Genomic DNA, 22,186 nt, shown 5'->3' with positions numbered 1-22,186 from the left:
CCCCCGAGGCCGGTGGGTTACGCCTGGACCTGTTGGCTCTGGTCCGCGTCGAACAAATCGCGCATCGAGGTGAACTCGCTGCGGCTTGGGTAATGGGCATGCCAGCGCGCTTCGTGCTCGCTCAGCGGCTCGCCGCCGTCGCGCACGCGGGCGTCGAGTTGCTTCCACAGGCGATAGCGGGCAACGCTGTCGCCGGGTAGCTGGAAGGTGCTCAGCTGCTCGATCTGCTGGGCCGCGTGCTGGCGTGCAGCGGCCATTTCTTCGTGGCTGAGCTGGGCGCTCGGCGCGCTGCTTGGCGCCAGCAGCTCGACGCGCTTGCCGGTAAGGGTTTCGAGCTTGTCCAGGGCGCGGGCCATCTGGCCCTGTTCGCGCTTTTCGTAGGCCTGCTCGATAAGGGGCTTTGGCATGTAGTCGCTGGCGTTGCCGTCGACCAGGGCTTCGCCGAGCAGCTCGCCCTCCAGGGTGCGAACCCAGATGCGCGAGGCGTCGCGCACGTCGTAGGCGATACGGACCTCTTGGCCGTGCAGTTCGCGCAGGTCGTTCATGAAGTAGCGCTGGCCGGCCCATGGGATCTCGCCGCGCAAGGTCTTGCGGATCACTTGCGGGCGCATCAGGTCGTGCACCAGTTCCGCCGGGGCCAGCATCGGTTCCCAGCCGGTCGCGCGCGCCGCTTCCCAGGCCTCGTTCGGGCTCTGGTGGCGCAGCTTTCCGGTGTGCGGGTCGCGCACCTTGGGCAGGCCGCGGTGCGGGCGGTTGTTGTAGGTCTCGATTTCGTACTCGACGCCGGCCATGAACTCGCCGAAGGTTGGAATGAGCCGGGTGCTGCCGGTTTCGCGCAGTTGCTTGCGGCTGAGCCGGTGCACCTTGGTGCCGGCGTGCTTGTCCATGTCGGCGCCGATGTAGCTGGGCAGCTTCTTGGCGGCGTTGACCCAGACGGTCTGATGGGCGCGTTCGATCAGGCCGCGCGCCTGGCTGTTGTAGGGCAGGGCGTGGGTCATGGTGCCGCCGAGGCGATCGACCACTTCCCGCACGGTGTCGTTGGCAAAGCCGGAGCCGTTGTCGACGTAGAAGATGGCGAACATGCCGCCGCGCTGCACGGCATCGCGCAGGGCGTCCATCACGCCGATGGTCGACTCCGCCTCGCCAATGCTGATGCCGAGGATGCGCCGGGTCGCCACGTCGATGACCGTGGTGGTCTCCGGGCGGTACGGCTTGCCGGTGCGCGGGTTGAGCACCTCGGCATCGAACTTGTGGCCGTCGGCCGTGTAGACATCGCCCGGCAGCAGGTTCTGGGTGCTGCGGCGCTTGAACGGCTGCAGGGCTTTGAGTTCCTGTGGTGTGCGGCGGCCCGTTTCGCGGGCCTCCGGGCTCAGCTTGTTCAGGAAGCGACGCACCTGGTGGATGCTCGGGCGCTCGCCCTGGCACTTGCCGGCGAACTCGGCATAGGCGGCTTCGACGCTGGGCTTGGTCGGCCGTTGGAAGCAGCGCAGGAAGTCGGCGGCCCAGTCCGGTACGCCCATGTCCTTCTGCCGCCGAGCAGGCGCGAGGGCGGTTTCGCCGTGCTTGCGGTAGTCCGACAGCCAGCGCTTGAGGGTGCGCTCGGAAAGACTGCGGTCTTCGGTCTTGCGGTCGTTGGCGCGGCTGACGCGCTCTTCCAGGTAGGGGCTGAGTTCGCCAGTCCTGGCCAGGCTCACCAGTGTTTCGATGGCGCGCTGCTGGGTGACCAGCTGGCTCATGCGCTCGATTTCACGCACGAAGGCCAGGCGCGCCGTCATTACGGAGCGCTGCGAATCACTCAAGCGTGACGCTGAAATGGTGTCACGCTGTTGCGGTTTCGCCACGGGCGCAGGCGGCAATTCGGGCGCCTTGGCGGCAGGGTCGTTGACCTGGGCGGCGAGCAGGGCGGCCTGGGTTTCAGGCGGCAGAACGGCGAAGGCGTACTCGATCGCCTTGCTGCCGAAGCGGCGCTGGCCTTCCCAGCGATCACGTTGGGCCTTGAGCTGGATTGCCCGGACGGTGGAGGGCAGACCGGGGAGGCCGGCGAGCTCTTGGGCGGTGAACCAATTACGCATGGCGACCACCTCGTCCGGTGACGGCTTTAACGTGTTCAAGGTCATAAGCTGCTGTATGCTTTTGGCCATACGTTGCGTTGTTTTCCGCGCGGCGGCGGCGAATACGGTGAGGCGTGCCATTGCCGTTCCAGCGCTCGGGCCAGAGGTCGGACGGCTTCAAGCCGAGTGCTTCAGCAATGGCGCGTTCCATACGCGGGTAGGCAGTGCGCTTGGCGTTCTTTACCGCGGTATCCGAGACGCCCAGCTCACGGGAGAGTTGTGCCAGGGAGGTGCCCCGTGCTCGGAGTTGGTATTTGATCCATTCCCAGCGCAGGGTCGGATCGAGCGGTATTTCGGTTTTGTTCATGCCCTTCATCCATTTCCAACCACCTGGCAGGGTGGTTTTTTTGGGGTGTCTAACGTCACCTTCGGCATAAACATAGCCAATACCAGCTATGCGGTAAAGCGAAAAATGGCGTTTCGCTTCTGGTTTTGGCTTGGTCGAGTGCTAAAAATGGCTATCTTGTTGATTTGTAAGGGTTTAATGACAAAGCTAAATTTCGCTTTGTCGACGAGCGGCGTTTCGCTTTGTGCCTTGGGGAAAACGAAATGACCGCAGACCTGGCGGCGCGCATAAGGCGTTGTGCAGAGATAGCCGGAAGTGGCGATGAGCTGGCGCGAATAACTGCTATCCCGCGGCGGACGCTTGAGTACTACCTGACGGGCCAGAGCGAGCCGAAGGTCTCCCGTTGCGTGGAGATCGCTAAAGCGGTGGGTGTTGACGTGGGGTGGCTGGTTTCGGGCGAGGGGGAGGAGCGTCCATTGCCGCCTGTGCCGCAGCAGAACAACCTCGACCCCGACCTCTACGCCCTCATCCCGCTCTACGACGCCCGCTGCAGTGCTGGCTACGGCTCCTGGAATGAAGGCTGCCGGGTGCTCACGCATCTCGCGTTCACCCGTTACAGCTTGCGCAAGAAGGGGCTTGAGCCGGCGCGGTTGTCCGCAATCCGCGTCGACGGTGACTCGATGGAGGGGCTGCTGAGCGACGGCGACACGGTCATGATCGATCACAGCCGCAACGCCCTGGAGGGGGAGGCCGTCTACGTGATCCGCCTGGACGACCACCTGTACGCCAAGCGCCTGCAGCGCCAGTTCGATGGCTCAGTGCAGATCATCAGCGAGAACCAGGCGTACCGTGACATGCTCGTCCCAAGGGACCGCCTGGCTGACCTGGAGATAGTCGGCCGCGTGGTCTGGGCTGGTGGCTGGATGATTTGAGCGCCTGACTCACTAGGCGCTGAGTGAGTGCCAAACCTCGCGCCAACCGCTGATTTTGAATTGCATCAATTGCCGAAAGCGCTTCGCAGCTATTTGGCACAAATTGACAGCCCGTCGGCCCGCGCGGCTCGGCGCTATCCCGCACCGCGTCTGGCTGTCAGGGTTCCTCCCGGATTGTCCCGGCTCATCCCACCGACTTTCGGCCCCTGTGCCAAACATAAAACCTCCCCACACCGGCGGGGCGGTCTCCAGCAAGTGGCCGATGCACCAGGTCACCGTCACCCCTGCACCCTGCAGGCAGCCGTCGCCGCGCCGATTGGCGCCGAGAACCTTGGCGATGTCGCGGGCCTGGGAGGGTTTTTCGCAGAGGAAGAGCTGCATGCGCGGCGATGACGACGGTGGGCGATGGCGCGAAGCATGTGCACAAATGGCGCGTCAGGCAATCATTATCTGTATGTGCATACAGTTATTTTGCGCGGATGCGCTGCGTTCTTGAGCGTGATCAAGTCTGGAGACGGCACGCAGGCTTAGCCTGTACAGCCTGCAACAACGCCACGAAGGCATGTGCGATGGCCAAGAAATTCCCGCTCAACCCACCGCATCCGGAGCGCATCTGCTGGGGCTGCGACCGCTATTGCCCAGCCACCTCGCTGGCCTGCGGCAATGGCGCCGACCGCACCATGCATCCGTCTGAAATCCTCGGCGAGGATTGGCACACCGTCGGCGGCTGGGGCAACGAGGCGGAGATCATCGTCAGCACCCGGAACGAGCCCTCCTGAGCCGGGCTATTCGCGATCGGCGAAACGCTGCACCACCACGCTGCCGATGATGTCGCCCTCGACGTTGACCGCCGTGCGCACCGTATCCAGCAGGCGGTCGATCGGCAGCAGGATCGCCACCGCCTCGGCCGGCAGGCCGACCGCCTGCAACACCATCACCATGGTCACCATGCCGGCGCTGGGAATGCCCGGCGCGCCGGTCGAGGCGATCATCGCGGTGAAGAACACCACCGCCTGCTGCGCCAGGCTCAGCTCGATACCCATCAGATTGGCGACGAACAGCGCAGCCGCCGCTTCGTAGAGTGCGGTGCCGTCCATGTTCATGGTCGCGCCTAGCGGCAGCACGAAGCCGGCGATGCCCGGGCGCACCTTGAGATTGTCCTCCGCGCAGCGCAGAGAGATCGGCAACGTCGCCGCACTGGAGCTGGTGGCAAACGCCGTAATCAGCGCCTCGCGGGTGCCGCGGAAGAACCACAGCGGCGACTTGCCGGTCGTGAGAAAGAGAATGCCCGGCAGCACCACGATGCCGTGGAACAGCGTGGTGGCGAACACCAGCACGATGAAGCCGCCCACCGCACTGAGCAGCGCCACATCCTGCTCGGCCACCAGCTTGATCAGCAGGGCGAGGATGCCCAGCGGCGCCAGGCGCATGATCCAGCCGATGATGCGCATCATCAGCTCGAGAAATTCCTGCAGCACCACGAGGATATTGCGGTAGCGGTCGCCGCCGGCCACCAGGGCGATGCCGATGAACATGGCGAACACCACGACGGCCAGGATGCTGCCGTTGGCCAGCGCGGCGAAGGGATTCTGGAACAGGTTGGCGAAGAAGTGCAGGAAGAACTCGGGCAGCGTCAGCTGGCGCGCCTCGAAGTCGTTCATCGCCTCGGCGAACAGGTCCAGCGACAGCCCCGCGCCCGGCTTGAACAGGTTCGCCGCGACCAGCGCCACCAGCATCGCCGCACTGGTGGTGAGGGTGAAGTAGACCAGCGCGCCGCCCCACACCCGGTGCACCTGATGGTGCGCCTGCAGGTTGGCCACGCCGACCACGATGGAGGTGAAGATCAGCGGGATCAGCACCATTTTCAGCAGGCCGATGAAGATGCTGCCGGCCAGGGTGCTGGCGTAGAGCACGCTTTCGCGCACGGGTGCGTCGGTTGGCAGCGTGCCGGTCAGCCAGCCGATGGCCACACCCAGGCAGGCCGCGATCAGAATCTGCAGGTTGAGACTGGGCAAAGGGGTGGCTCCTCGAATCGGTAGCGGTGGCGCTGAGCAAGAGAATGAACGCTGCGGCAAAAGTTCGCATCGGGCGGGGTGCAATCATACAGACGCGACGCAACCGACGTGCCAATGACCTGGCGTCGGCCGGCCGCTGACAAAGTCACGCAGCTGGGTTTTCATGACGGGGCAGGTAGAAGAGGCGCGAGTCATGAGCGATCAGGACATCGAACAACGCATCGCCCGCGACATCGCCAGATGGCAGCGCGGCGTGCAGGAAAAAGGCGAACCGCTGGTGGTGGACGAAGGCTGGCTGCAGACGCCGCCGGGCCTGCGCTTGCCGTTCTCGGTGCTGAAGAGCGCCGGGGTGCCGCCACGGGAAGTGGAGTTGCTGGCGCAGCGTGCCGCGTTGCGCGAACGGCTGGATGCCTGCAGCGATGCGCAGCAACGTGCGCGACTGGAGTGCGAGCTGAGCGAGCTGGAGCAGCACATCGCCTTCCGGCTTGAGGCGTTGCAGCGCCTGGGTCGCGGTTGAACGCTGGCAACTGGCGTTCGCCCGGCGCTGGAGTAGCATGCGTATTCGGTCAATTCCTACAGGGAGAAGCACGTGGCTACAGCACGAATCGGATTTCTGCCGGCGGCGTTGATCGCCGCGGCGGTGGCCTTCGCCGGCTGGTCGGTGGGGCAGGGCGTGGAGCGTTTCCGCATGGCCGACCGTACGGTGACGGTCAAGGGACTGGCGGAGATGGACGTGAAGAGCGACTTTGCGGTGTGGACGCTGGGCTTTCGCCGTGGTGGCGATCGGTTCGCCGAGGTGCAACAGGGGCTCAGCGACGACCGCCAGCGGGTGCTGGATTTCCTCCACGAGCAGGGCTTCAGCGACGAGGAGCTGGAGGTGCGGCCGTTGCAGGTCCAGGATCTGCTGGCCCGCGAATGGGCTTCGCGCGATGTGGCGCTGCGCTTCAACGGCCAGGGGCAGGTGCTGGTCAAGTCCGAGCGCGTCGATGCCGTGGGCAAGGCAGCGAATGCAGTCGATCCGCTGATTCAGGCCGGTGTCCAACTGGATACCGAGGTGAACGGCTTTGCCGGGCCGCGCTATCAGTTGCGTGGCTTCAACGAGCTGAAGCCGCAGTTGCTGGAAGCGGCGACCAGCAATGCCCGTGAGCAGGCGACGCGCTTCGCCGAGGATGCTGGTGCCACGCTGGGGCGCTTGAAGAATGCCAACCAGGGAGTGATTCGGGTGATCGATGACGATGGCAGCGATATGGACAGTGGGCGGACCATCGGGAAGCGATTGCGGGTGGTGAGTACCTTTGAATACACCCTGGATTGATATGGGCTGAGCCTCTGAATGAAGCGCCAACCGCCTGCCAAGGTGGATCAACCGCACTGCCCAGGCGCTTTCAAGCCCGGTAGCCGATGGCTTTAAGGGTTAGACAGTGAGCCGATTAGCCGGCATTATCGGCTCACCAAATGAGCCGAATAAGCTCGTTAATCGGCTCACAGAGGAGCCAGCCCTCATGAATGACCCGCTCTGGGTCTGGCAGCAGCCCAACTGGCCGCACTTCAATTGGCAAGCCGACGCACTTGCCCCGCTGCTGCGTACCTGCAGCCAGGCTCAGGGCCGCTTGCTCGGCATGCTCGGTGCCGTGGGCAGCGACACAGAGGTGCAGAGCAGCCTGGATGCCATGCTGCAGAACATCGTCACTTCATCGGCCATCGAGGGTGAGCAGCTGGATGTCGGCTCCGTGCGCTCGTCACTGGCGCGGCGCCTGGGGCTGAACGATGAAGGGCGCATCACCTCGCGTTCCGAAGGTCTCGCGGAACTGCTGCTTGATGCCACCCGCGCGTATCAGCAGCCACTCGATCTGCAGCGGCTGTTCACCTGGCATGGCTGGCTGTTCCCCAGCGATGGTCACTTACTGGCCCGCCCGCTACGCATTGGCATGCTGCGCGGCGAGGAGCCCATGCAGGTAGTTTCCGGAAGACTCGACCGCCCAACCGTGCATTTCGAAGCGCCACCCCGCGCCGGGCTGGAAGAACAACTGGGTGACTTCCTTGCCTGGTTCGAGAGCAGCCGCCGCGATGCAGGCCTCGATCCATTCCTACGAGCTGGCATTGCGCACTTCTGGTTCGTCACCCTGCACCCCTTCGATGACGGCAACGGCCGCCTAACGCGCGCCATCACCGACCTGGCACTGGCTCAGGGAGAACAGCAGGCCATCCGCTTTTACGCCATGTCGGCGAGCATCCTCGATGACCGGGCCGGCTATTACCGAATCTTGGAAGCGAGCCAGAAAGGCACGCTGGATATCACCGCCTGGTTGCAATGGTTCCTCGCCACGCTGCTCAAGAGCATGGAGCAGGCCCTTGCTCGTATCGATCGCGTGCTGGTCAAGGCACGCTTCTGGCAGGCTCATCGTAGCCAAACCCTGTCTGCCGAGCAGATCAAAGTGCTTAACCGCCTGCTCGATGGCGGCGAGAGAGGTTTCGGGAACGGCATCAGCGCGGCGCAATACCAGGCCGTGGCCAAGGTCTCGAAAGCCACCGCCACGCGCCATCTGAGCGACCTTGTCGAGAAGGGTTGCCTGGCCAGGCTACCGGGCGGCGGACGCAGCACGCGCTACCAGATACAGCACTCGGCACAGGCTTGAAAAAGCGAGTCGCTCAACAGGGCGAAACCAGGCCTACATCAAGTCCTTGAATAGGCCTGGTTCTGGGTATTCAACCGGCCCGACAAATCAATGCCCCGGCTGCCAGGGCTGCCCCAGCGACACCGGCGCGTACAACCGCGTACGGATCGCATCCCGCGACAGCAGCACCAGCACCAGAATGGTCGCCACATACGGCAGCATCGCCAGCAGGTTGCCGGGGATCGCCAGACCGAGCCCCTGGGCCACCAGGTGGAGGATGCTGGCCAGACCGAACAGGTAGGCGCCGAGCAGGACGCGGCTCACCCGCCAGCTGGCGAACACCACCAGGGCCAGGGCGATCCAGCCACGGCCGGCGGTCATGTTTTCCGCCCACATCGGCGTGTACGCCAGCGACATGTAGCCGCCGGCAAGCCCGGCCATGGCGCCGCCGAACATCACCGCCAGGGTGCGCACGCGCAGCACCGGCAGGCCCATGGCGCTGGCGGCGTTGGGGTTTTCGCCGACGGCCTGGATGATCAGGCCGATGCGGCTTTTCAGCAGCACCCAGGCCACCAGCGCGAACAGTGCGAAGGACAGGTACACCAGCAGATCCTGAGCGAACAGCATGCGGCCGATCACGGGGATTTCGCTGAGCAGCGGAATGGCGATTGGCTCGAAGCCGGCCAGTGGCTTGCCGACCCAGCTGGCACCGACGAAGGACGACAGGCCGACGCCGAAGATGGTCAGCGCCAGGCCCGTGGCGACCTGATTGGCGTTGAAGCCCAGCGCCACCATGGCGAACAGCAGCGAGAGCAGCACGCCGGCCAGGCAGGCGAACAGCACGCCGAGCCAGAGGTTGCCGCTGGCGAAGGCGACGATGAAGCCGATCACCGCGCCGAACAGCATCATGCCTTCCTGGCCGAGGTTGAGCACGCCGGTCTTTTCGCACACCAGCTCGCCGAGGGCGACCAGCAGCAGCGGCGTACCGGTGCGGATCATGGCGTAGAAGATATTGGTCAGCAGATCCATGTCCATCGGTCAGGCCTCGAACTTCAAGCGGCAGGCAGCGGGTGAAAAGGGAAGTAGCGCAGCGCGGACGATCATGTGGCCGGCTCCTCTTTGGCGCTGACGAGCTGGGGCTTGCGCGCCCACAGTTTCAGGCGCGGGCGGTAGAGGATCAGCACGTCGCAGGCGAGCAGGAAGAACAGCACCATGCCCTGGAACAGCTGGGTGATGGACTGCGGCAGGTTGGCCGCCATCTGCGCGTTCTCGCCACCGAGGTAGAGCAGCGCCATCAGCAGGCTGGCGAAAACGATGCCGATGGGGTTGAGACGGCCGAGGAAGGCCACGGTGATCGCCGCGTAGCCGTAGCCCGGCGACACCTGCGGCACCAGCTGGCCGATCGGCCCGGTGACTTCGGCGACGCCGGCCAGCCCGGCTAGGCCGCCGCTGATCAGCAGGGCGATCCACACCAGCTTCTTGTCGCGGAAACCGACAAAGCCGGCGGCGCGCTTGTCCAGGCCCAGCACCTTGATCTGGAAGCCGAGAAAGCTCTTCTGCAGCAGCACCCAGACCACCACCAGCGCCAGCAGGGCGAAGTAGAAACCGGCATGCACCCGCAGACCTTCGATCAGCTCGGGCAGCCGCGTGGCGTCGCCGAACATCGCCGACTCCGGGAAGTTGAAGCCTTCCGGGTCCTTCAGCGGGCCGTGCACGGCGAACAGCAGCAGGTTCAGCGCGATGTAGTTGAGCATGATGCTGGTGAGGATCTCGTTGGCGTTGAAGGCCGTCTTCAGCCAGGCGCAGAGTCCGGCCCAGGCAGCGCCGCCCAGCGTGCCGAGCAGCAGCGTCAGTACCAGTGCCCAGCGCGAGTCCCAGTCGATGATGTTGACCGCCAGCGCGCTGCCGGCCAGGGCACCGATGAGCAGCTGGCCTTCGGCGCCGATGTTCCAGATGCGTGCGTTGTAGACCACCGCCAGACCCAGCGCGCAGAGCAGGATCGGCAGCGCCTTGACCAGCAGTTCGGAGACGCCGTAGAGATCGCCGAGCGGGTCGACCAGCAGCACCTTGAGCGTTTCCAGCGGCGGATGGCCGAGCAGGGCGAACAGCAGGGCGCCGCTCAGCAGCGTCAGCAGTGCCGCCAGCAATGGCGAGAACCAGAGCATGGCCCGTGAGGCCTCGCCGCGGGGTTGCAGGGATAACAGCATGATGGATTCTCGTCAGGCGGCAGAGGTGGAAACAGGGGTGTCACTGGTATCGAACTGGCCGGCCATCCAGCGGCCGACTTCGACCGGGCAGGTGCTGGCGGTGGCGCGCTGCGGCGACAGCCGGCCGTCGCTCAGGGCGGCGATGCGGTCGCTGATCTGGAACAGCTCCTCGAGGTCTTCGGAGATCACCAGGATCGCCGCGCCGGCATCGCGCAGTTCGATCAGCGCGCGGTGGATCGCCGCCGCCGCGCCGACATCCACGCCCCAGGTCGGGTGCGCGGCGATCAGGAGCCTCGGCTGCTGCAGGATCTCGCGCCCGAGGATGAATTTCTGCAGGTTGCCGCCGGACAGACTTGCCGCCGGGGCCTGTGCATCGGGCGTCTTCACGGCGAAGCGCTGGATGACCTGTTCGGCGAAGGCGCGCACCTTGCCGCGTCGGATCATGCCCTGCTCGACCATGCCGGTCTGCTGGAAGGCGGTGAGCAGGCCATTGTCGGCCAGGCTCATGCTCGGCACCGCGCCGTGGCCGAGACGCTCGGCCGGCACGAAGGCCATGCCGTGGCGGCGGCGGGCGTCGGGGCGCAGGTGGGCGACATCGTCACCGAGAAAACGAATGCGCATGGCTTGTGCGGCCGGCAGGCGCTGTTCGCCACTGAGCAGGGCGAGCAGTTCGTCCTGGCCGTTGCCGGCGACTCCCGCGATACCGACGATCTCGCCGGCGCGCACTTCCAGGTCCACCTCTTCGAGGGATACGCCGAACGGATCGGCGTTGTGCCAGGACAGCCGCTCCACGCGCAGGAACGGCGCGCGGCCCTCGCTCTTCGGGTATTCGGCTTCCAGCCCCTCGGCATCGCCGACCATCAGTCGCGCCAGTTCCAGGTCCGAGCATTCGGCGGGGATGCATTCACCGGACACGCGACCGCCGCGCAGCACCGTGGCGCTCTGGCACAGCGCGCGCACTTCATTGAGCTTGTGGCTGATGAACAGGATGCTGCAGCCCTCGGCCGCCAGCCGGCGCAGGGTCACGAACAGCTCGTCGGCCTCCTGCGGGGTAAGCACCGAGGTTGGTTCGTCGAGGATCAGCAGGCGGATGTCCTGCATCAGGCAGCGGACGATCTCTACCCGCTGGCGCTCGCCGATGGACAGGCTGTGCACCAGCCGTTGCGGCTCCAGCGGCATGCCGTAGCGCTGCGAGACCTCGCGGATCTTCGGCTCCAGCTGCTTCGGCGTACCGGCCTTGGCGCCCAGCGCCAGGGCGATGTTCTCCGCCACCGAGAGCGTCTCGAACAGCGAGAAGTGCTGGAACACCATGCCGATGCCGCGTTCGCGGGCCTGGGCCGGGTCGCGCATGGTCACCCGTTCGCCCTGCCAGTGGATCGCGCCTGCGTCGGGCTGGGTCACGCCGTAGATGATCTTCATCAGGGTGCTCTTACCGGCGCCGTTCTCGCCGAGCAGGGCGTGGATCTCGCCCGGCTGGATCGACAGGTCGATACGGTCGTTGGCCAGGCAGCCTGGGTACTGTTTGGTGATGCCGCAGAGCTGGAGGCGCGCGGTTTGGGATTCGGGCATGGAGGCGTCCGCTGGGTTTTTCATGACCAGGGTGTAGCAAAAAGCTGGCCAGGCAGTCAGGAATTGAGATGCGACGCGGCCATGGCAGCTGCGCCACCGGTTGGCCATGCGACGATGTTAGCCGGTGCATCGCTTTGGTGCTTCACTCGATGACACTGTCGTGCCGATGCACTGGCATGGGGCGGGACGACCGGGGGCCGGATGGGCTGCTAAGCTAAACGTCCTTTCCGCTCCCACCGGTTTGCCTGCAATGAACCAGATGGACCTTCATTCCGCCGAGGAAACGATTGCCCAGCGTGCCGCGCTGGCGCGGCTGATCGATGGCCTCGTGCGCGACGACGGCATGCATCCCACCGCCATCGACGATCTGTTCCTGATCCGCTGCAGCGCGCCGAGCGAACTGGTGCACGGGCTGCACAAGCCGGCGCTGTGCATCATCGTGCAGGGCAGCAAGGAGGTGCGCCTGGGCGATGAGCTCTACACCTACGATGCGCTGCATTACCTGGTGGTCTCGGTCACTGTGCCGGTGGCCGGTCGCGTGCTGGAGGCCTCGTCCGGCGAGCCGTACCTGTGCATCCGCCTGGATATCGACCCGGCAATGGTCGCCACCCTGGTGGCCGAAAGCGCGCCGTTGAGCCAGCCCGTGGAAGGGGCGGCACGCGGTGTCTATCTGGACCGCATCGATGCGCCGTTGCTCGACGCCACGCTGCGCCTGGTGCGGCTCTTGGCCAGCCCGCAGGACATCCCGGTGCTGGCACCGCTGGCCATGCGCGAGATCTTCTACCGCCTGCTCTGCGGTCGCCAGGGCCGCCATCTGCACGAGATCGCGGTGCGCGACAGCCAGGGCCATCGCGTCACCCGCGCCATCGAGTGGCTGAACCGCAATTACGTCGAGCCGCTGCGCATCGAGGAACTGGCGCAGCGGGTCAACCTCAGCAGCTCGACGCTGCATCACCGCTTCAAGGCGCTCACCTCGATGAGCCCGCTGCAGTACCAGAAGCAGCTGCGCTTGCAGGAGGCGCGGCGGCTGCTGATCGCCGAGGGGCTCGACGTGTCCAGTGCCGGCTACCGGGTCGGCTACGAAAGCCCCTCGCAGTTCAGCCGTGAGTACAGCCGGCTGTTCGGCGCCTCGCCGGTGAAGGATCTGGCCCGGCTGCGCAGCACCGCTTAATTCAGCGCGACGCCGGGTCCGGCACCTCGCGCAATGCCTGGGCGGCATCGATGGCGCGGGGAAAGCCGGCGGTCACGGTGGTCAGGTAGACCACCTCCTTCAGCTCCTCACGGCTGACGCCCAGGCGCAGCGCGTAGCCGGCGTGGATCTTCATGTAGGGCAGATTGCCCTGGGCGGCGAAGGCGGCGACCGCGGCCAGCTGGCGGGTGCGGTCATCCAGCTCGCTGCGTCCCCAGACATCGCCCAGCGCATAGCCGGTGATGCCCTCGGCGAGAAACGGATAGTCCTCGCGCAACGCTTCGAGCACCGGTTGCCCGGCACCGCCGGACAGGTGATCCATCACCTCGACGCCACGCTCGTGGCGCTCGTTGCCGGCGGCTTCCAGCGAGGCGAGGGTAAGCGAGCCGAACACGGCCAGGTATGCCGCGGCCAGGGTGTTGCTGGTATGAAGGCTCATGGCGGCGTCCTCAGTAGGGGCTGGCGGTGGGACGCACCACCAGCTCGCTGACGTCGACATCGGCCGGCTGGTCGATGGCATAGGCGATGGCGCGGGCGATGGCGTCGGCCGGAATGGCGATGCGGCGGAAGTCGTCCATGGCCGAGCGGGCGGTGTCATCGGAAATGCTCTCGGCCAGTTCCGATTCGGTGACGCCGGGCGAAACCAGGGTCACGCGAATATCGCCGCCGACCTCCTGACGCAGGCCTTCTGAGATGGCGCGTACCGCGTACTTGGTGGCGCAGTACACCGCCGCGGTCGGGCTCACCGCGTAGGCGCCGATGGAGGCGATGTTGACGAACTGGCCGGCGCGCTGGCGCTGCATCAGCGGCAGGCCGGCGGCGATGCCGTGCAGCACGCCACGGATGTTCACGTCGATCATGCGGTTCCACTCGTCGACCTTCAGCGCATCCAGCGGCGAAAGCGGTATCACCCCGGCGTTGTTGATGATCACGTCGACGCGGCCGAAGCGCTGTTCGGCGAAGTCGACGAAGGCCTGGGTGTCCTCGCGGCTGGTTACGTCCAGCGCGCGGCAGACGGCGACGCCACCGCGTTCGCCGATCTCGGCGACCAGCTTTTCCAGCCGTTCGAGACGCCGCGCGCCCAGCACGACGGTTGCGCCCTGGGCCGCCAGCAGGCGGGCCGTGGCTTCACCGATGCCGCTGCTGGCGCCGGTGATGAGTACGATTTTGCCGGTGATGTTCGACATGGGGTTGTCCTCCGCAGGTGGATTCGGGCGACGTCGGTGACGCCGTGGTTCGAACACTGCGATGGAGGACGGTGCCGGCGTTATGGCGATCCTGCCGGGCGCTTGCCTGATTCTGGCGCGCCTACCAGATGCCTTCGTGCAGGGTGGCCGCCTCGTCCTCCAGCAGCGGGCCGAGCACCTCGACCTTGCGCTGGCCGGCGGCGAAGACGATGCGGCAGGGCAGGTCCAGCGTCGGGTTTTCCGGATGGTTGCCGGTGAGGTCCTTCAGGCTGCGCTCGGAAAGGCCGTAGACCACGCGCCCAAGACCGACCCAGTAGGCGGCACCAGCGCACATGGCGCAGGGTTCGGCGGAGGTGTACATGGTGCAGCGCGAGAGGAATTCCGGCGTATAGCGGGTCGAGGCTCGGGTCATCAGCACCCGCTCGGCATGGCCGGTCATGTCGTGGTCGGGCATGTAGGCGTTGCCCTGTTCCAGCAGCACCTCACCGTCCGGCCCGACCAGGATGGCGCCGAACGGATGGGTGCCGTTTTCCAGCGCGCGGCGGGCGACGTCGAAGCTTTTGCGCAGCAGGGCGAGATCGTCGAGAGGCATGGCGATATCCAGACTGAGATGAAGGGGTGGTGGGCTTCAGTGCCCCGCCTTAGGCAGGCTCCAGGGAAAGCAGATCTTCTGCAGCAGCCCGATCAGGTGGAACAGCAGCAGGCTGATCACCACCAGCATCATCAACGCGGCGAAGGCTTGCGGCACTTGGAACATCGAGGTGGAGAAGTTGATGAAGTAGCCCAGGCCTTTTTCCGCCGCGACGAACTCGGCGACCACCGCACCGATCACCGCCAGGGTGATGGAGATGCGCAGCGCCGAGAACAGGTGTGGAATCGCATAGGGCAGGCGGATGTTGCGGTACTCGCGGGCCTTCGACGCGCCCAGCGAGCGCGACAGTTCCACCAGCTCTTCCGGCGTCGCCAGGAGGCCGGTGACGCAGGACACCACGATGGGGAAGAAGGCGATCAGGAAGGTGATGAACACCCGCGGCAGGTCGCCGGCGCCCATCACCACCACGATGATCGGCGCCACCGCGACGATGGGTGTGGACTGTACGATCACCAGCAGCGGATAGAGCGTGCGCGACATCACCCGCGACGAGGCCAGGGCGATGGCCAGCGGGATGCCGATCAGGATCGACAGGCCGTAGCCCATCAGCGTCACCCGCAGGGTGGCGAAGATGTGCTCGGCCCAGGCACCGAGGCCGACCTTCTGCGTCGCCGCGAGAATGGCGCTGGGCGAGGGCAGCACGAAGCTTGGCAGCTTGAGCAGGCGGCAGGCCGCCTCCCAGACCAGCAGCAGGACGACGAAGGCGAGCCAGGGCGCGAGGCGATCGGCCTGCGTCTTCAGGCGATGTGTCCTGGGCTTAATGGTCGGCATGGCGCGAGAAGACCTTGCGGCGGATATGGTTGGCGAGCTCATTGAAACGGGGCTCCGTGAGGGTCTGCATGGACCGCGGTCGCGGCAGGTCGACGTCGATGATTTCCTGAACGCGGCCGGGGCGTGCCGACATCACCAGGATGCGGTCGGCCAGCAGCAGCGCTTCGGGAATCGAGTGGGTGATGAACAGCACCGTCTTCGGGCGCTGGGTCCAGATATTCAGCAGCTCCAGGCTCAGCTCGTCGCGGGTCAGGGCATCGAGTGCCGAGAACGGCTCGTCCATCAGCAGAATTTCCGGGTCGTGCAGCAACGCCCGGGCAATCGCCGCGCGCTGCTGCATGCCGCCGGAGAGTTCGTCCGGGCGCTTGTTGCCGAATTCCTTCAGCCCCACCAGTTCCAGCAGCTCCTCGCCGCGGGTGATCTCCTGGGCGGTGACGCGGCCGTACTTGTGGCGCATGGGAAAGGTCAGGTTGTCGCGGATGTTCAGCCAGGGCAGCAGCGTCGGCTTCTGGAAGACGATGCCGATCTCGTCACGCGGGCCGTCCACCGGGCTGCCGTAGATGCTGACCTGGCCGTGGGTCGGTCGCACCAGCCCGGCGAGGATGCGCAGCAGCGTGGACTTGCCGCAGCCCGAGGGGCCGAGCACGGCGATGAACTCGTGGCGGCCGATGTCGAAACTGGCGTTGTCCAGCGCCACCACCTCGCTGCCATCGGAGGAGGTGAAGACCTGGCTGACCCGATCGAAGCTGATGTTGGGGCGCGGCGTGGCTGGCAGGACGGCAGCGTTCATGGCTTCACTCGCTCAGGCTGGTGTCGATGGCGCTGGCCGGGTCGAGGGCATCAATCTGCATGCCCTGCGCCTTGGCCACCCATTCCCAGGTGGTGGCCAGCCGCTTGGCGTCGAAGCCCGGGCCCTCGGCATCGCTGATCTCGTTCTGCATCAGTGGCACCGAGGCGACGAACTGCTCTTCGGCCTGCTGCTGGTCGACTTCGGCAACCCTCTTTTTCAGCGCGGCCGCCGCTGCAGCCGGATCGGCGATGGCGTTCTTCTGCGCCTGCCGGTAGGCCTTGACGAACTTCTTGGCGACCTCGGGATGGCTCTGCACGAAGCGCTGCGACGCCACCAGCGACAGGCCGTAGCCTTCGAAGCCGTATTCCGACCAGGGAATGGTCTTCAGCGTCTTGTCCGCCTCGCCGAGGGCACGGACGAAGCCGGGCGCGACGGTCAGCCAGTTGATGGTGGCGTCCACCTTGCCGGTGGCGAGCATCGGCGCCAGCGCGCCGGGGTCGAGCTTGAGCAGCTTGACGCTGGCCGGGTCGATGCCGTTGCGCTCCAGCAGCAGCGGCCAGACCACGTTGGAGGCGGAGAAGGTCGGGGTGGCGACCGTCTTGCCGACGATCTCCTTGAAGCTCTCGATGCCCGAGCCTTCGGTGGTGAAGAAGGCGTCCGGCTGCTTGTTGTAGATCGGCGCGACGGCCACCACCGGCACCTCGCCCTGGGCCTTGGCCTGCAGCAGCGAGGCCAGGCCGGCCGAGCCGAAGTCGGCGCTGTTGGTGGCCAGCTTGGTCACCACGTCGCTGCCACCGCGGGCACTGGCGATCTCCACTTCGATGCCTTCGGCGGCGAACAGGCCCTGTTCGACACCGAGGTAGATCGCCGCCTTGTCGCCGGCCGGCAGCCAGTCGTTGAGCCAGCGCACCTTGTCGGCGGCCAGAGCGGATTGGCTGAACAGCGCGAGCAGGGCGCTGGCGAGCAGGGTTTTCTTGAACATGGTGAAGCTCCTTGAAGGTCTGGCGTGATGAGCGCGATGCAATAAACGGGTCAGCGCACGGGATGTGGATGGCGCGCGAAGAAATCCAGCAGGGCGGCGAGCAGCGCGTCGGACATGGCCAGTTGCGGCGCATGGCCACAATCGAGGCGCACGCGCTCGGCACCCGGCACCAGCTGCTGCATGCGCTGCTGCACCCGCGGCAGCACGGAGCGGTCCTGGGTGGCTTCGATATACAGCCGTGGCAGACGACCGAAACGCGCGGCCGTCCACTGTGCGGCGATATCGCGGCCGCCGTCGGGCTGCACCGTCAGGCGGCGCGCGGCAGTGATCGCGGCCTGTGCCGGTGCATCGTGAAAGAACAGGGCGCAGGCGGCATCGCCCGGTACGCGGCTGCCACCGGGCGCGGCCTCGAGATAGGGACCGATGCCGCTGACCTCGGGAAAGTCACGGGCGAGCTCGGCACAGAGTTCGCCAAAGCCCATGCCGCTGGGCAGCATCATGCCGGCGACATAGGTGACCCCGGCGATGCGCTCGGCATAACGTTCGGCCACGGCAGTGGCGGTGATGCCGCCGCCGGAATGCGCGACCAGATGGATCGGGCCGGGCAGCGTCTCGATCAGCGCGCCGACATGTTCGACGTAGCGCTGCAGCGAGACCTCGGCGAGCGGCGTGGCGTCGCTGCCGTTGCCCGGCAGGTCGAGCGCGTGCGGTCGGTGGCCGGCATCGCGCAGGCCAGCCTGCAGCGAATCCCAGACCCAGCTACCGGCCCAGGCCCCGTGGATGAGAACGATGTCAGCCATAGGTCCTCCGGTACATCTCGCGGTGGTGTTCTTCCACCGTCACCGCGGGGTAGCGCGGCGCCTCGCCGGGCGCGAGGCAGGTCGGCAGGCACTCGACCACATGGTCCGGGTTGCCGCTGAAGAAGAACGGCACGCTGTAGCGCTCGCGTCCGGACATGTTGACCACCCGGTGCAGCGTCGAACGGTACTGGTCGTTGGTCCAGCGGGCGATCATGTCCCCCAGATTGACCACATAGGTGCCGGGCACGGGCGCCGCGTGAATCCAGCTCTTGCTGTGGCGATCCCAGACCTGCAGGCCGGGGTTCTCGTCCTGCAGAAGCAGCGTCAGCCCGCCGAAATCGGTATGCGCGCCACAGCCCTTTTCGCCGGGTGCGGCATTGGCCGGCTGCGGCGGGTAATGCAGCAGGCGCAGGGTGCTCATGGAGTCGCGGCAGAAGCCGGCGAAATGATCCTCCGGCAGTTGCAGCGACAGCGCGATGGCCCCCATCAGCCGATTTGCCAGCGCATTCATCGCGTCGCGATAGCGCTCCATGGTCGGGCGAAACTCCGCGAGCCCGCTCGGCCACTGGTTGGCGCCGTGGTTGAAGCGCCCGGCCAATACCCGTGGGTCGTCCTCGGCCAGCTCCTCGCCGATATAGAAGCCTTCCTTGAGATCGGCCGGCGCACCGGCTTCCAGCACCTGCCCGCGCAACGGCTCATAGCCGCGATTGGCCTTCGAGAACACCTTGTCCAGCGCACGCTTGCTGGCCTCCGGTTGGGCAAAGAAGGCCCGCGCCTGCTCGAACACCGCCTGCTGCAGCGCCGCGTCGACGCCGTGGTTGGCGATGCAGAAGAAGCCGACCTCGCGACAGGCCGCGCCGATGCGTTTGGCCACGGCGACGCGCGCGTCGATGTCGGGAGAAAACAGCCCGGCGATATCGATCAGCGGCAGCGCGGCGGCTTCGAGATGGCGGGCGCAAAGGGATTGGTTCATGGCTCGATCCTGCTCTGCCGACCGCGGAATGGCGGCCGGCGAGCGCATTATCTGACCGTGGCTGCTGTGCGCAGAAGCAGAGAATATCGAGCATACCGATGCCATTTCGGCAGCAGTAGCGGATGCCTTTCGGTGGTGCGCGGGGCGGTCCGCGTTGGTGCGCAATCGAGCCGAGGCGTGACGCGCGAATGGCCACTCGGAAGCACCTCACGCCGATCGGAACGCCCTCGAACGGGGCGTGCGCGGGGCCCGAAGCGGGCCGAAAAAAATAATGGTCGGCTGCTCAGCTGCTCAGCTGCTCGAGCGGGATTGCGCTCGGTCCGCCCGCGGGCGCTATTGCAGGCTGACCAGATACTCGACCAGTGTTTCGGCGCAGGCCTGCATCGCGTCCTGCATGATCACCTCATAGCCGTGCGTGTTCTCCGTCGGGATCGTCAGGCAACCGGCCTGCGGAGCTGAGCCCGAGCCAAGCACTGCGCTCGCGTCCGACGCAAAGCCGGGCATCAACGCCGGTTGCGGGCAGTAACCGCAGCGTGATGCGGCCCTGAGCAAGCCGTCGGAAACGCGCTTGGTGTAGTAGCCCTTCTCATCGCCGGTAAGCACGATGGGGTCGAGCGCCAGGCGCGTGTCATACTCGGCTGCGATCGGCCCCACTTCCAGGGCGATGCACAACGCCCCCGGCAGTGTGCGCGCCGCGTACTGTGCCCCGGAATTGGTTTCCTCTTCGTTGGTCGTCAGCACGATGAGCACGTCGCCGTGCAGTTCCTCCCTGCGCGCCGCCAGGCGCCTGGCGGCCACGAGGGCGGCAACCACAGGGGCCCGATCGTCGCGGAAGTGCGCGGCAATGCAGTCGCGTATCTGGAATGGCTTGCGCCAATGCCGGCTCAGCACCACCCGTGTGCCCGCGCGCACGCCCAGCTCGCCGAGTTCCGCCTTGCTGTATCGGGTGATGACGTGCACATCGTTCCACTGCACATCGCCCTGAAGCACATGCATCGACTGGCTCGATTCGCTCGTCCCGTGCATCGTGCCGAAAGACAGCGCACCGGCGACCGTGCCGGTGTCTCCCATCACGTCCACGGGGCACATGCCGAAGTTGACCGGAAACGCACCGCCCAGCGCCGCGACTCGCAGGCGCCCATCCGGGTCTATGCGTTTGACCACCATGGCGATCTCATCCTGATGGGCCATGATTCGGGTTGTCTGGCGTTCCGCCTCGTCGGGCGCAACCCCGACCGCTTTGATTCGCCCGACGAGATTGTCAGCGGCGTCTTGCCAGACGGCGTCGCAGCATCGCTCCAGCTCTCGCCTGCACACCTGGCGGACTTCTTCTTCCTGGCCTGCCGGCCCTCGCGCAAGCAGAAGTTCTTCCAGTAGCGCCAGTTGTTCCTGGTTTTCCATGCATCCTCCGCGATCGGTATTGCCAATCGTTTAGGACCAACGTCGCAGCTGACCGTGCGGGGATTGCGCTGCGCCATCAATCGCTTCGCGCAGGGCGGTGGCCAGGTCCTCGAGCCGATAGGGCTTGGCCAGCACATGCACGCCTTCGGCGGCCGCCGCCTGCTGAGCGGCCTCGGCGTAGCCACTGGTCAGCAACACGGGAACGCCGAGCGCGCGGGTGCGGATCTCGCGAGCCAGTTCAACCCCGTTCATGCCGCCGGGCATCATGATGTCGGAGAACACGATGTCCACCGTGCAACCGTTCTGCAGCGCGCTCAGCGCATCCGTGGCGCTGGCGGCGTGCGTGACGCGATAGCCGAGGTGTTCGAGCATCTCGCCGACCAGCGCCGCGACTTCCTCATCGTCGTCGACGAGCAGCACACTGCCGACGAGCCGGTTGTCGGGCGCATCGGCGCCGTGATCGTCGGCCTCGGGCTGCTCGGGCATGTCTGCCGAGCGCGGCAGCAGCATGATCACACGGGTGCCGCGCCCGCATTCGCTTTCGATCCATACGGTGCCCCCCGATTGCCGGGCGAAGCCGTATACCTGCGCCAACCCCAGACCCGAGCCCTTGCCGATCTCCTTGGTGGTGAAGAAGGGGTCGAAGACCCGCGGCCGGACCTCCTCCGGAATGCCGGTGCCCGAGTCGGTCACGGTCAGCCGGACGAAGTCGCTGCGTAAGCCCATGACGTCCTCGTCCGGTGCGTTGCAGGCTTCGATGAGGATCAATCCGCCGTTTGGCATGGCGTCCCGAGCATTCACCGCCAGGTTGATGATGACCAGTTCCAGCTCGCCCGGGTCCGCCTCGACGGGCCAGAGGTCCGGCGCGAACTGCACCTTGACCTGCACCGCACCGCTCAGGCTGCGGTCGAGCAGGTCGCGCATGCCGCCGATATGCAGGGCCAGATCAACGGCCTTCGGCGCCAATGACTGGCTGCGGGAAAAGGCCAGCAGCTGGCGGGTCAGCGCCGCGCCGCGCTGGGCGGCCTGGCGCATGCCGGTCAACAGGCGCTCGCGACGCTGCGGGTCCTTGCGCCGATCGAGCATGTCGAGGCCGCCGCTGATGACCATCAGCAGGTTGTTGAAGTCATGGGCAATACCGCCAGTGAGCTGGCCGATGGCCTCGATCTTCTGCGCCTGACGCAGGGTCTCCTCGATACGCGCACGCTCGGCCATCTGCGTGCGCAGCTCCTGGTTGGCCTTTTCCAGCTCGCGGGTGCGCTCGACCACCAGGGCTTCGAGCTGTTTGGACGCCAATTCCTGCGCTTCCAGCAATGCCCGCACCTCGTACTGGCGCTGACGTGCCCGCACTGCGGCCTTCAGTGCGCTGGTCAGGGTGATGCTCTGCACCGGCCGCTCCAGCAGCGATACATTTCGCAGCGCCAGCACCATGCGCTGCCTCCAGGCGGCAACCGCCGGAGGCTGGTGTTTGCTGGTCAGCACGACGAAGGGGAAGTCGGACCAGGCTGGCTGTCGGTCGACCCAGCCGGCGAGGTTCTCGAGGTCGTGGCCGAACAGACCTTCCTCGGCGATGAACACCGCATCGGCGTCGGTCTCGGCACGCTGCAGCACTTCCTCGACACTGTGACAGATCGCTGCGCGCATGCCGCTGCGGTTGAGCAGCTCGGCCGAAGCTGGGGCGTCGCGGCCGATGGGTGCGTAGACGA

General features: G+C 66.1%; 22 protein-coding genes and 1 pseudogene. 6 read left to right on the top strand and 17 right to left on the bottom strand.

From position 1 onward, the window contains the following. Positions 1-17: 17 nt before the first annotated feature. Together HZR81_RS17740 and HZR81_RS17735 are read right to left on the bottom strand one after the other, a co-directional pair. Positions 18-2,072, bottom strand: coding sequence for a Mu transposase C-terminal domain-containing protein (locus tag HZR81_RS17740; RefSeq protein WP_500128866.1), 2,055 nt, complete (start codon positions 2,070-2,072; stop codon positions 18-20). Further along, positions 2,065-2,418, bottom strand: a complete 354-nt coding sequence (locus tag HZR81_RS17735) for a helix-turn-helix domain-containing protein (RefSeq protein ID WP_500128865.1) — start codon at positions 2,416-2,418, stop codon at positions 2,065-2,067. The genes HZR81_RS17740 and HZR81_RS17735 overlap by 8 nt, the downstream gene beginning before the upstream one ends. 242 nt (positions 2,419-2,660) lie before the next feature. Between HZR81_RS17735 and HZR81_RS17730 the strand changes: the two genes are divergently transcribed. Beyond that, complete coding sequence (locus HZR81_RS17730; RefSeq protein ID WP_500128864.1) at positions 2,661-3,329, top strand: XRE family transcriptional regulator; 669 nt, start codon at positions 2,661-2,663, stop codon at positions 3,327-3,329. A 234-nt stretch (positions 3,330-3,563) separates the two neighbouring features. Here HZR81_RS17730 and HZR81_RS17725 read toward each other — a convergent pair. Further along, positions 3,564-3,710, bottom strand: a pseudogene (locus tag HZR81_RS17725) (toprim domain-containing protein); the annotation flags it as partial. Positions 3,711-3,898: 188 nt separating this feature from the next. Here HZR81_RS17725 and HZR81_RS17720 point away from each other — a divergent pair. Next, positions 3,899-4,108, top strand: coding sequence for a DUF3079 domain-containing protein (locus HZR81_RS17720; RefSeq protein ID WP_063542673.1), 210 nt, complete (start codon positions 3,899-3,901; stop codon positions 4,106-4,108). Positions 4,109-4,114: 6 nt separating this feature from the next. On the opposite strand, the gene HZR81_RS17715 is transcribed toward HZR81_RS17720, so the two are convergent. Next, positions 4,115-5,344: a dicarboxylate/amino acid:cation symporter gene (locus HZR81_RS17715; protein ID WP_500128863.1), complete on the bottom strand. Its 1,230-nt coding sequence runs from the start codon at positions 5,342-5,344 to the stop codon at positions 4,115-4,117. Positions 5,345-5,537: 193 nt separating this feature from the next. Here HZR81_RS17715 and HZR81_RS17710 point away from each other — a divergent pair, with 193 nt between their 5' ends. The 3 genes from HZR81_RS17710 to HZR81_RS17700 all read left to right on the top strand — a co-directional run bounded on the left by HZR81_RS17710 (position 5,538) and on the right by HZR81_RS17700 (position 7,980). After that, entirely contained in the window at positions 5,538-5,861 is a 324-nt protein-coding gene (locus HZR81_RS17710) for a hypothetical protein (protein WP_500128862.1), read from the top strand. A 72-nt stretch (positions 5,862-5,933) separates the two neighbouring features. Further along, on the top strand, positions 5,934-6,659 hold the full coding sequence (locus HZR81_RS17705; RefSeq protein ID WP_500128861.1) for an SIMPL domain-containing protein: 726 nt from the start codon (positions 5,934-5,936) through the stop codon (positions 6,657-6,659). A 187-nt stretch (positions 6,660-6,846) separates the two neighbouring features. Beyond that, the gene (locus HZR81_RS17700) at positions 6,847-7,980 is read left to right on the top strand and encodes a Fic family protein (protein WP_500128860.1); all 1,134 of its coding nucleotides are present in this window, start codon (positions 6,847-6,849) and stop codon (positions 7,978-7,980) included. Positions 7,981-8,067: 87 nt separating this feature from the next. Here HZR81_RS17700 and HZR81_RS17695 read toward each other — a convergent pair whose 3' ends face one another. The 3 genes from HZR81_RS17695 to HZR81_RS17685 all read right to left on the bottom strand — a co-directional run bounded on the left by HZR81_RS17695 (position 8,068) and on the right by HZR81_RS17685 (position 11,735). Continuing rightward, positions 8,068-8,994, bottom strand: a complete 927-nt coding sequence (locus tag HZR81_RS17695; protein ID WP_011914010.1) for an ABC transporter permease — start codon at positions 8,992-8,994, stop codon at positions 8,068-8,070. Positions 8,995-9,059: 65 nt separating this feature from the next. Beyond that, on the bottom strand, positions 9,060-10,166 hold the full coding sequence (locus HZR81_RS17690) for an ABC transporter permease (protein ID WP_156243505.1): 1,107 nt from the start codon (positions 10,164-10,166) through the stop codon (positions 9,060-9,062). Between the two features lie 12 nt (positions 10,167-10,178). After that, on the bottom strand, positions 10,179-11,735 hold the full coding sequence (locus HZR81_RS17685) for an ABC transporter ATP-binding protein (protein ID WP_500128859.1): 1,557 nt from the start codon (positions 11,733-11,735) through the stop codon (positions 10,179-10,181). Positions 11,736-11,985: 250 nt separating this feature from the next. Between HZR81_RS17685 and HZR81_RS17680 the strand changes: the two genes are divergently transcribed. Then, a complete protein-coding gene (locus tag HZR81_RS17680) occupies positions 11,986-12,906 on the top strand; it encodes an AraC family transcriptional regulator (RefSeq protein WP_156243507.1) in 921 nt (306 codons plus the stop codon). A gap of 1 nt (position 12,907) precedes the next feature. On the opposite strand, the gene HZR81_RS17675 is transcribed toward HZR81_RS17680, so the two are convergent. From HZR81_RS17675 to HZR81_RS17630, 10 genes are all read right to left on the bottom strand, one after another. Continuing rightward, entirely contained in the window at positions 12,908-13,363 is a 456-nt protein-coding gene (locus HZR81_RS17675) for a carboxymuconolactone decarboxylase family protein (RefSeq protein ID WP_500128858.1), read from the bottom strand. Between the two features lie 10 nt (positions 13,364-13,373). Then, complete coding sequence (locus tag HZR81_RS17670) at positions 13,374-14,111, bottom strand: SDR family oxidoreductase (RefSeq protein ID WP_500128857.1); 738 nt, start codon at positions 14,109-14,111, stop codon at positions 13,374-13,376. Between the two features lie 121 nt (positions 14,112-14,232). Continuing rightward, complete coding sequence (locus tag HZR81_RS17665) at positions 14,233-14,703, bottom strand: nucleoside deaminase (RefSeq protein WP_500128856.1); 471 nt, start codon at positions 14,701-14,703, stop codon at positions 14,233-14,235. Positions 14,704-14,739: 36 nt separating this feature from the next. Then, entirely contained in the window at positions 14,740-15,534 is a 795-nt protein-coding gene (locus tag HZR81_RS17660) for an ABC transporter permease (protein ID WP_014597319.1), read from the bottom strand. After that, positions 15,521-16,324, bottom strand: a complete 804-nt coding sequence (locus HZR81_RS17655) for an ABC transporter ATP-binding protein (protein WP_013983528.1) — start codon at positions 16,322-16,324, stop codon at positions 15,521-15,523. Before HZR81_RS17655 ends, HZR81_RS17660 begins: the two co-directional genes overlap by 14 nt. A 4-nt stretch (positions 16,325-16,328) precedes the next feature. Further along, positions 16,329-17,306, bottom strand: a complete 978-nt coding sequence (locus HZR81_RS17650; protein ID WP_500128855.1) for an ABC transporter substrate-binding protein — start codon at positions 17,304-17,306, stop codon at positions 16,329-16,331. Positions 17,307-17,356: 50 nt separating this feature from the next. Further along, a complete protein-coding gene (locus HZR81_RS17645; RefSeq protein WP_500128854.1) occupies positions 17,357-18,106 on the bottom strand; it encodes an alpha/beta fold hydrolase in 750 nt (249 codons plus the stop codon). Next, positions 18,099-19,079, bottom strand: a complete 981-nt coding sequence (locus HZR81_RS17640; RefSeq protein WP_500128853.1) for an isopenicillin N synthase family dioxygenase — start codon at positions 19,077-19,079, stop codon at positions 18,099-18,101. The genes HZR81_RS17645 and HZR81_RS17640 overlap by 8 nt, the downstream gene beginning before the upstream one ends. Positions 19,080-19,412: 333 nt before the next feature. Next, complete coding sequence (locus HZR81_RS17635) at positions 19,413-20,480, bottom strand: zinc-binding metallopeptidase family protein (protein ID WP_500128852.1); 1,068 nt, start codon at positions 20,478-20,480, stop codon at positions 19,413-19,415. A gap of 30 nt (positions 20,481-20,510) precedes the next feature. Beyond that, complete coding sequence (locus tag HZR81_RS17630; RefSeq protein WP_500128877.1) at positions 20,511-22,124, bottom strand: response regulator; 1,614 nt, start codon at positions 22,122-22,124, stop codon at positions 20,511-20,513. Positions 22,125-22,186 lie beyond the last annotated feature (62 nt).

It is taken from the genome of Pseudomonas sp. LM13 (genome assembly GCF_041381355.1).
In the GTDB taxonomy this organism is placed as follows: domain Bacteria; phylum Pseudomonadota; class Gammaproteobacteria; order Pseudomonadales; family Pseudomonadaceae; genus Stutzerimonas; species Stutzerimonas frequens.
Note: the sequence above shows the minus strand (reverse complement) of the source record. Positions and strands in the feature narration are given on the sequence as shown.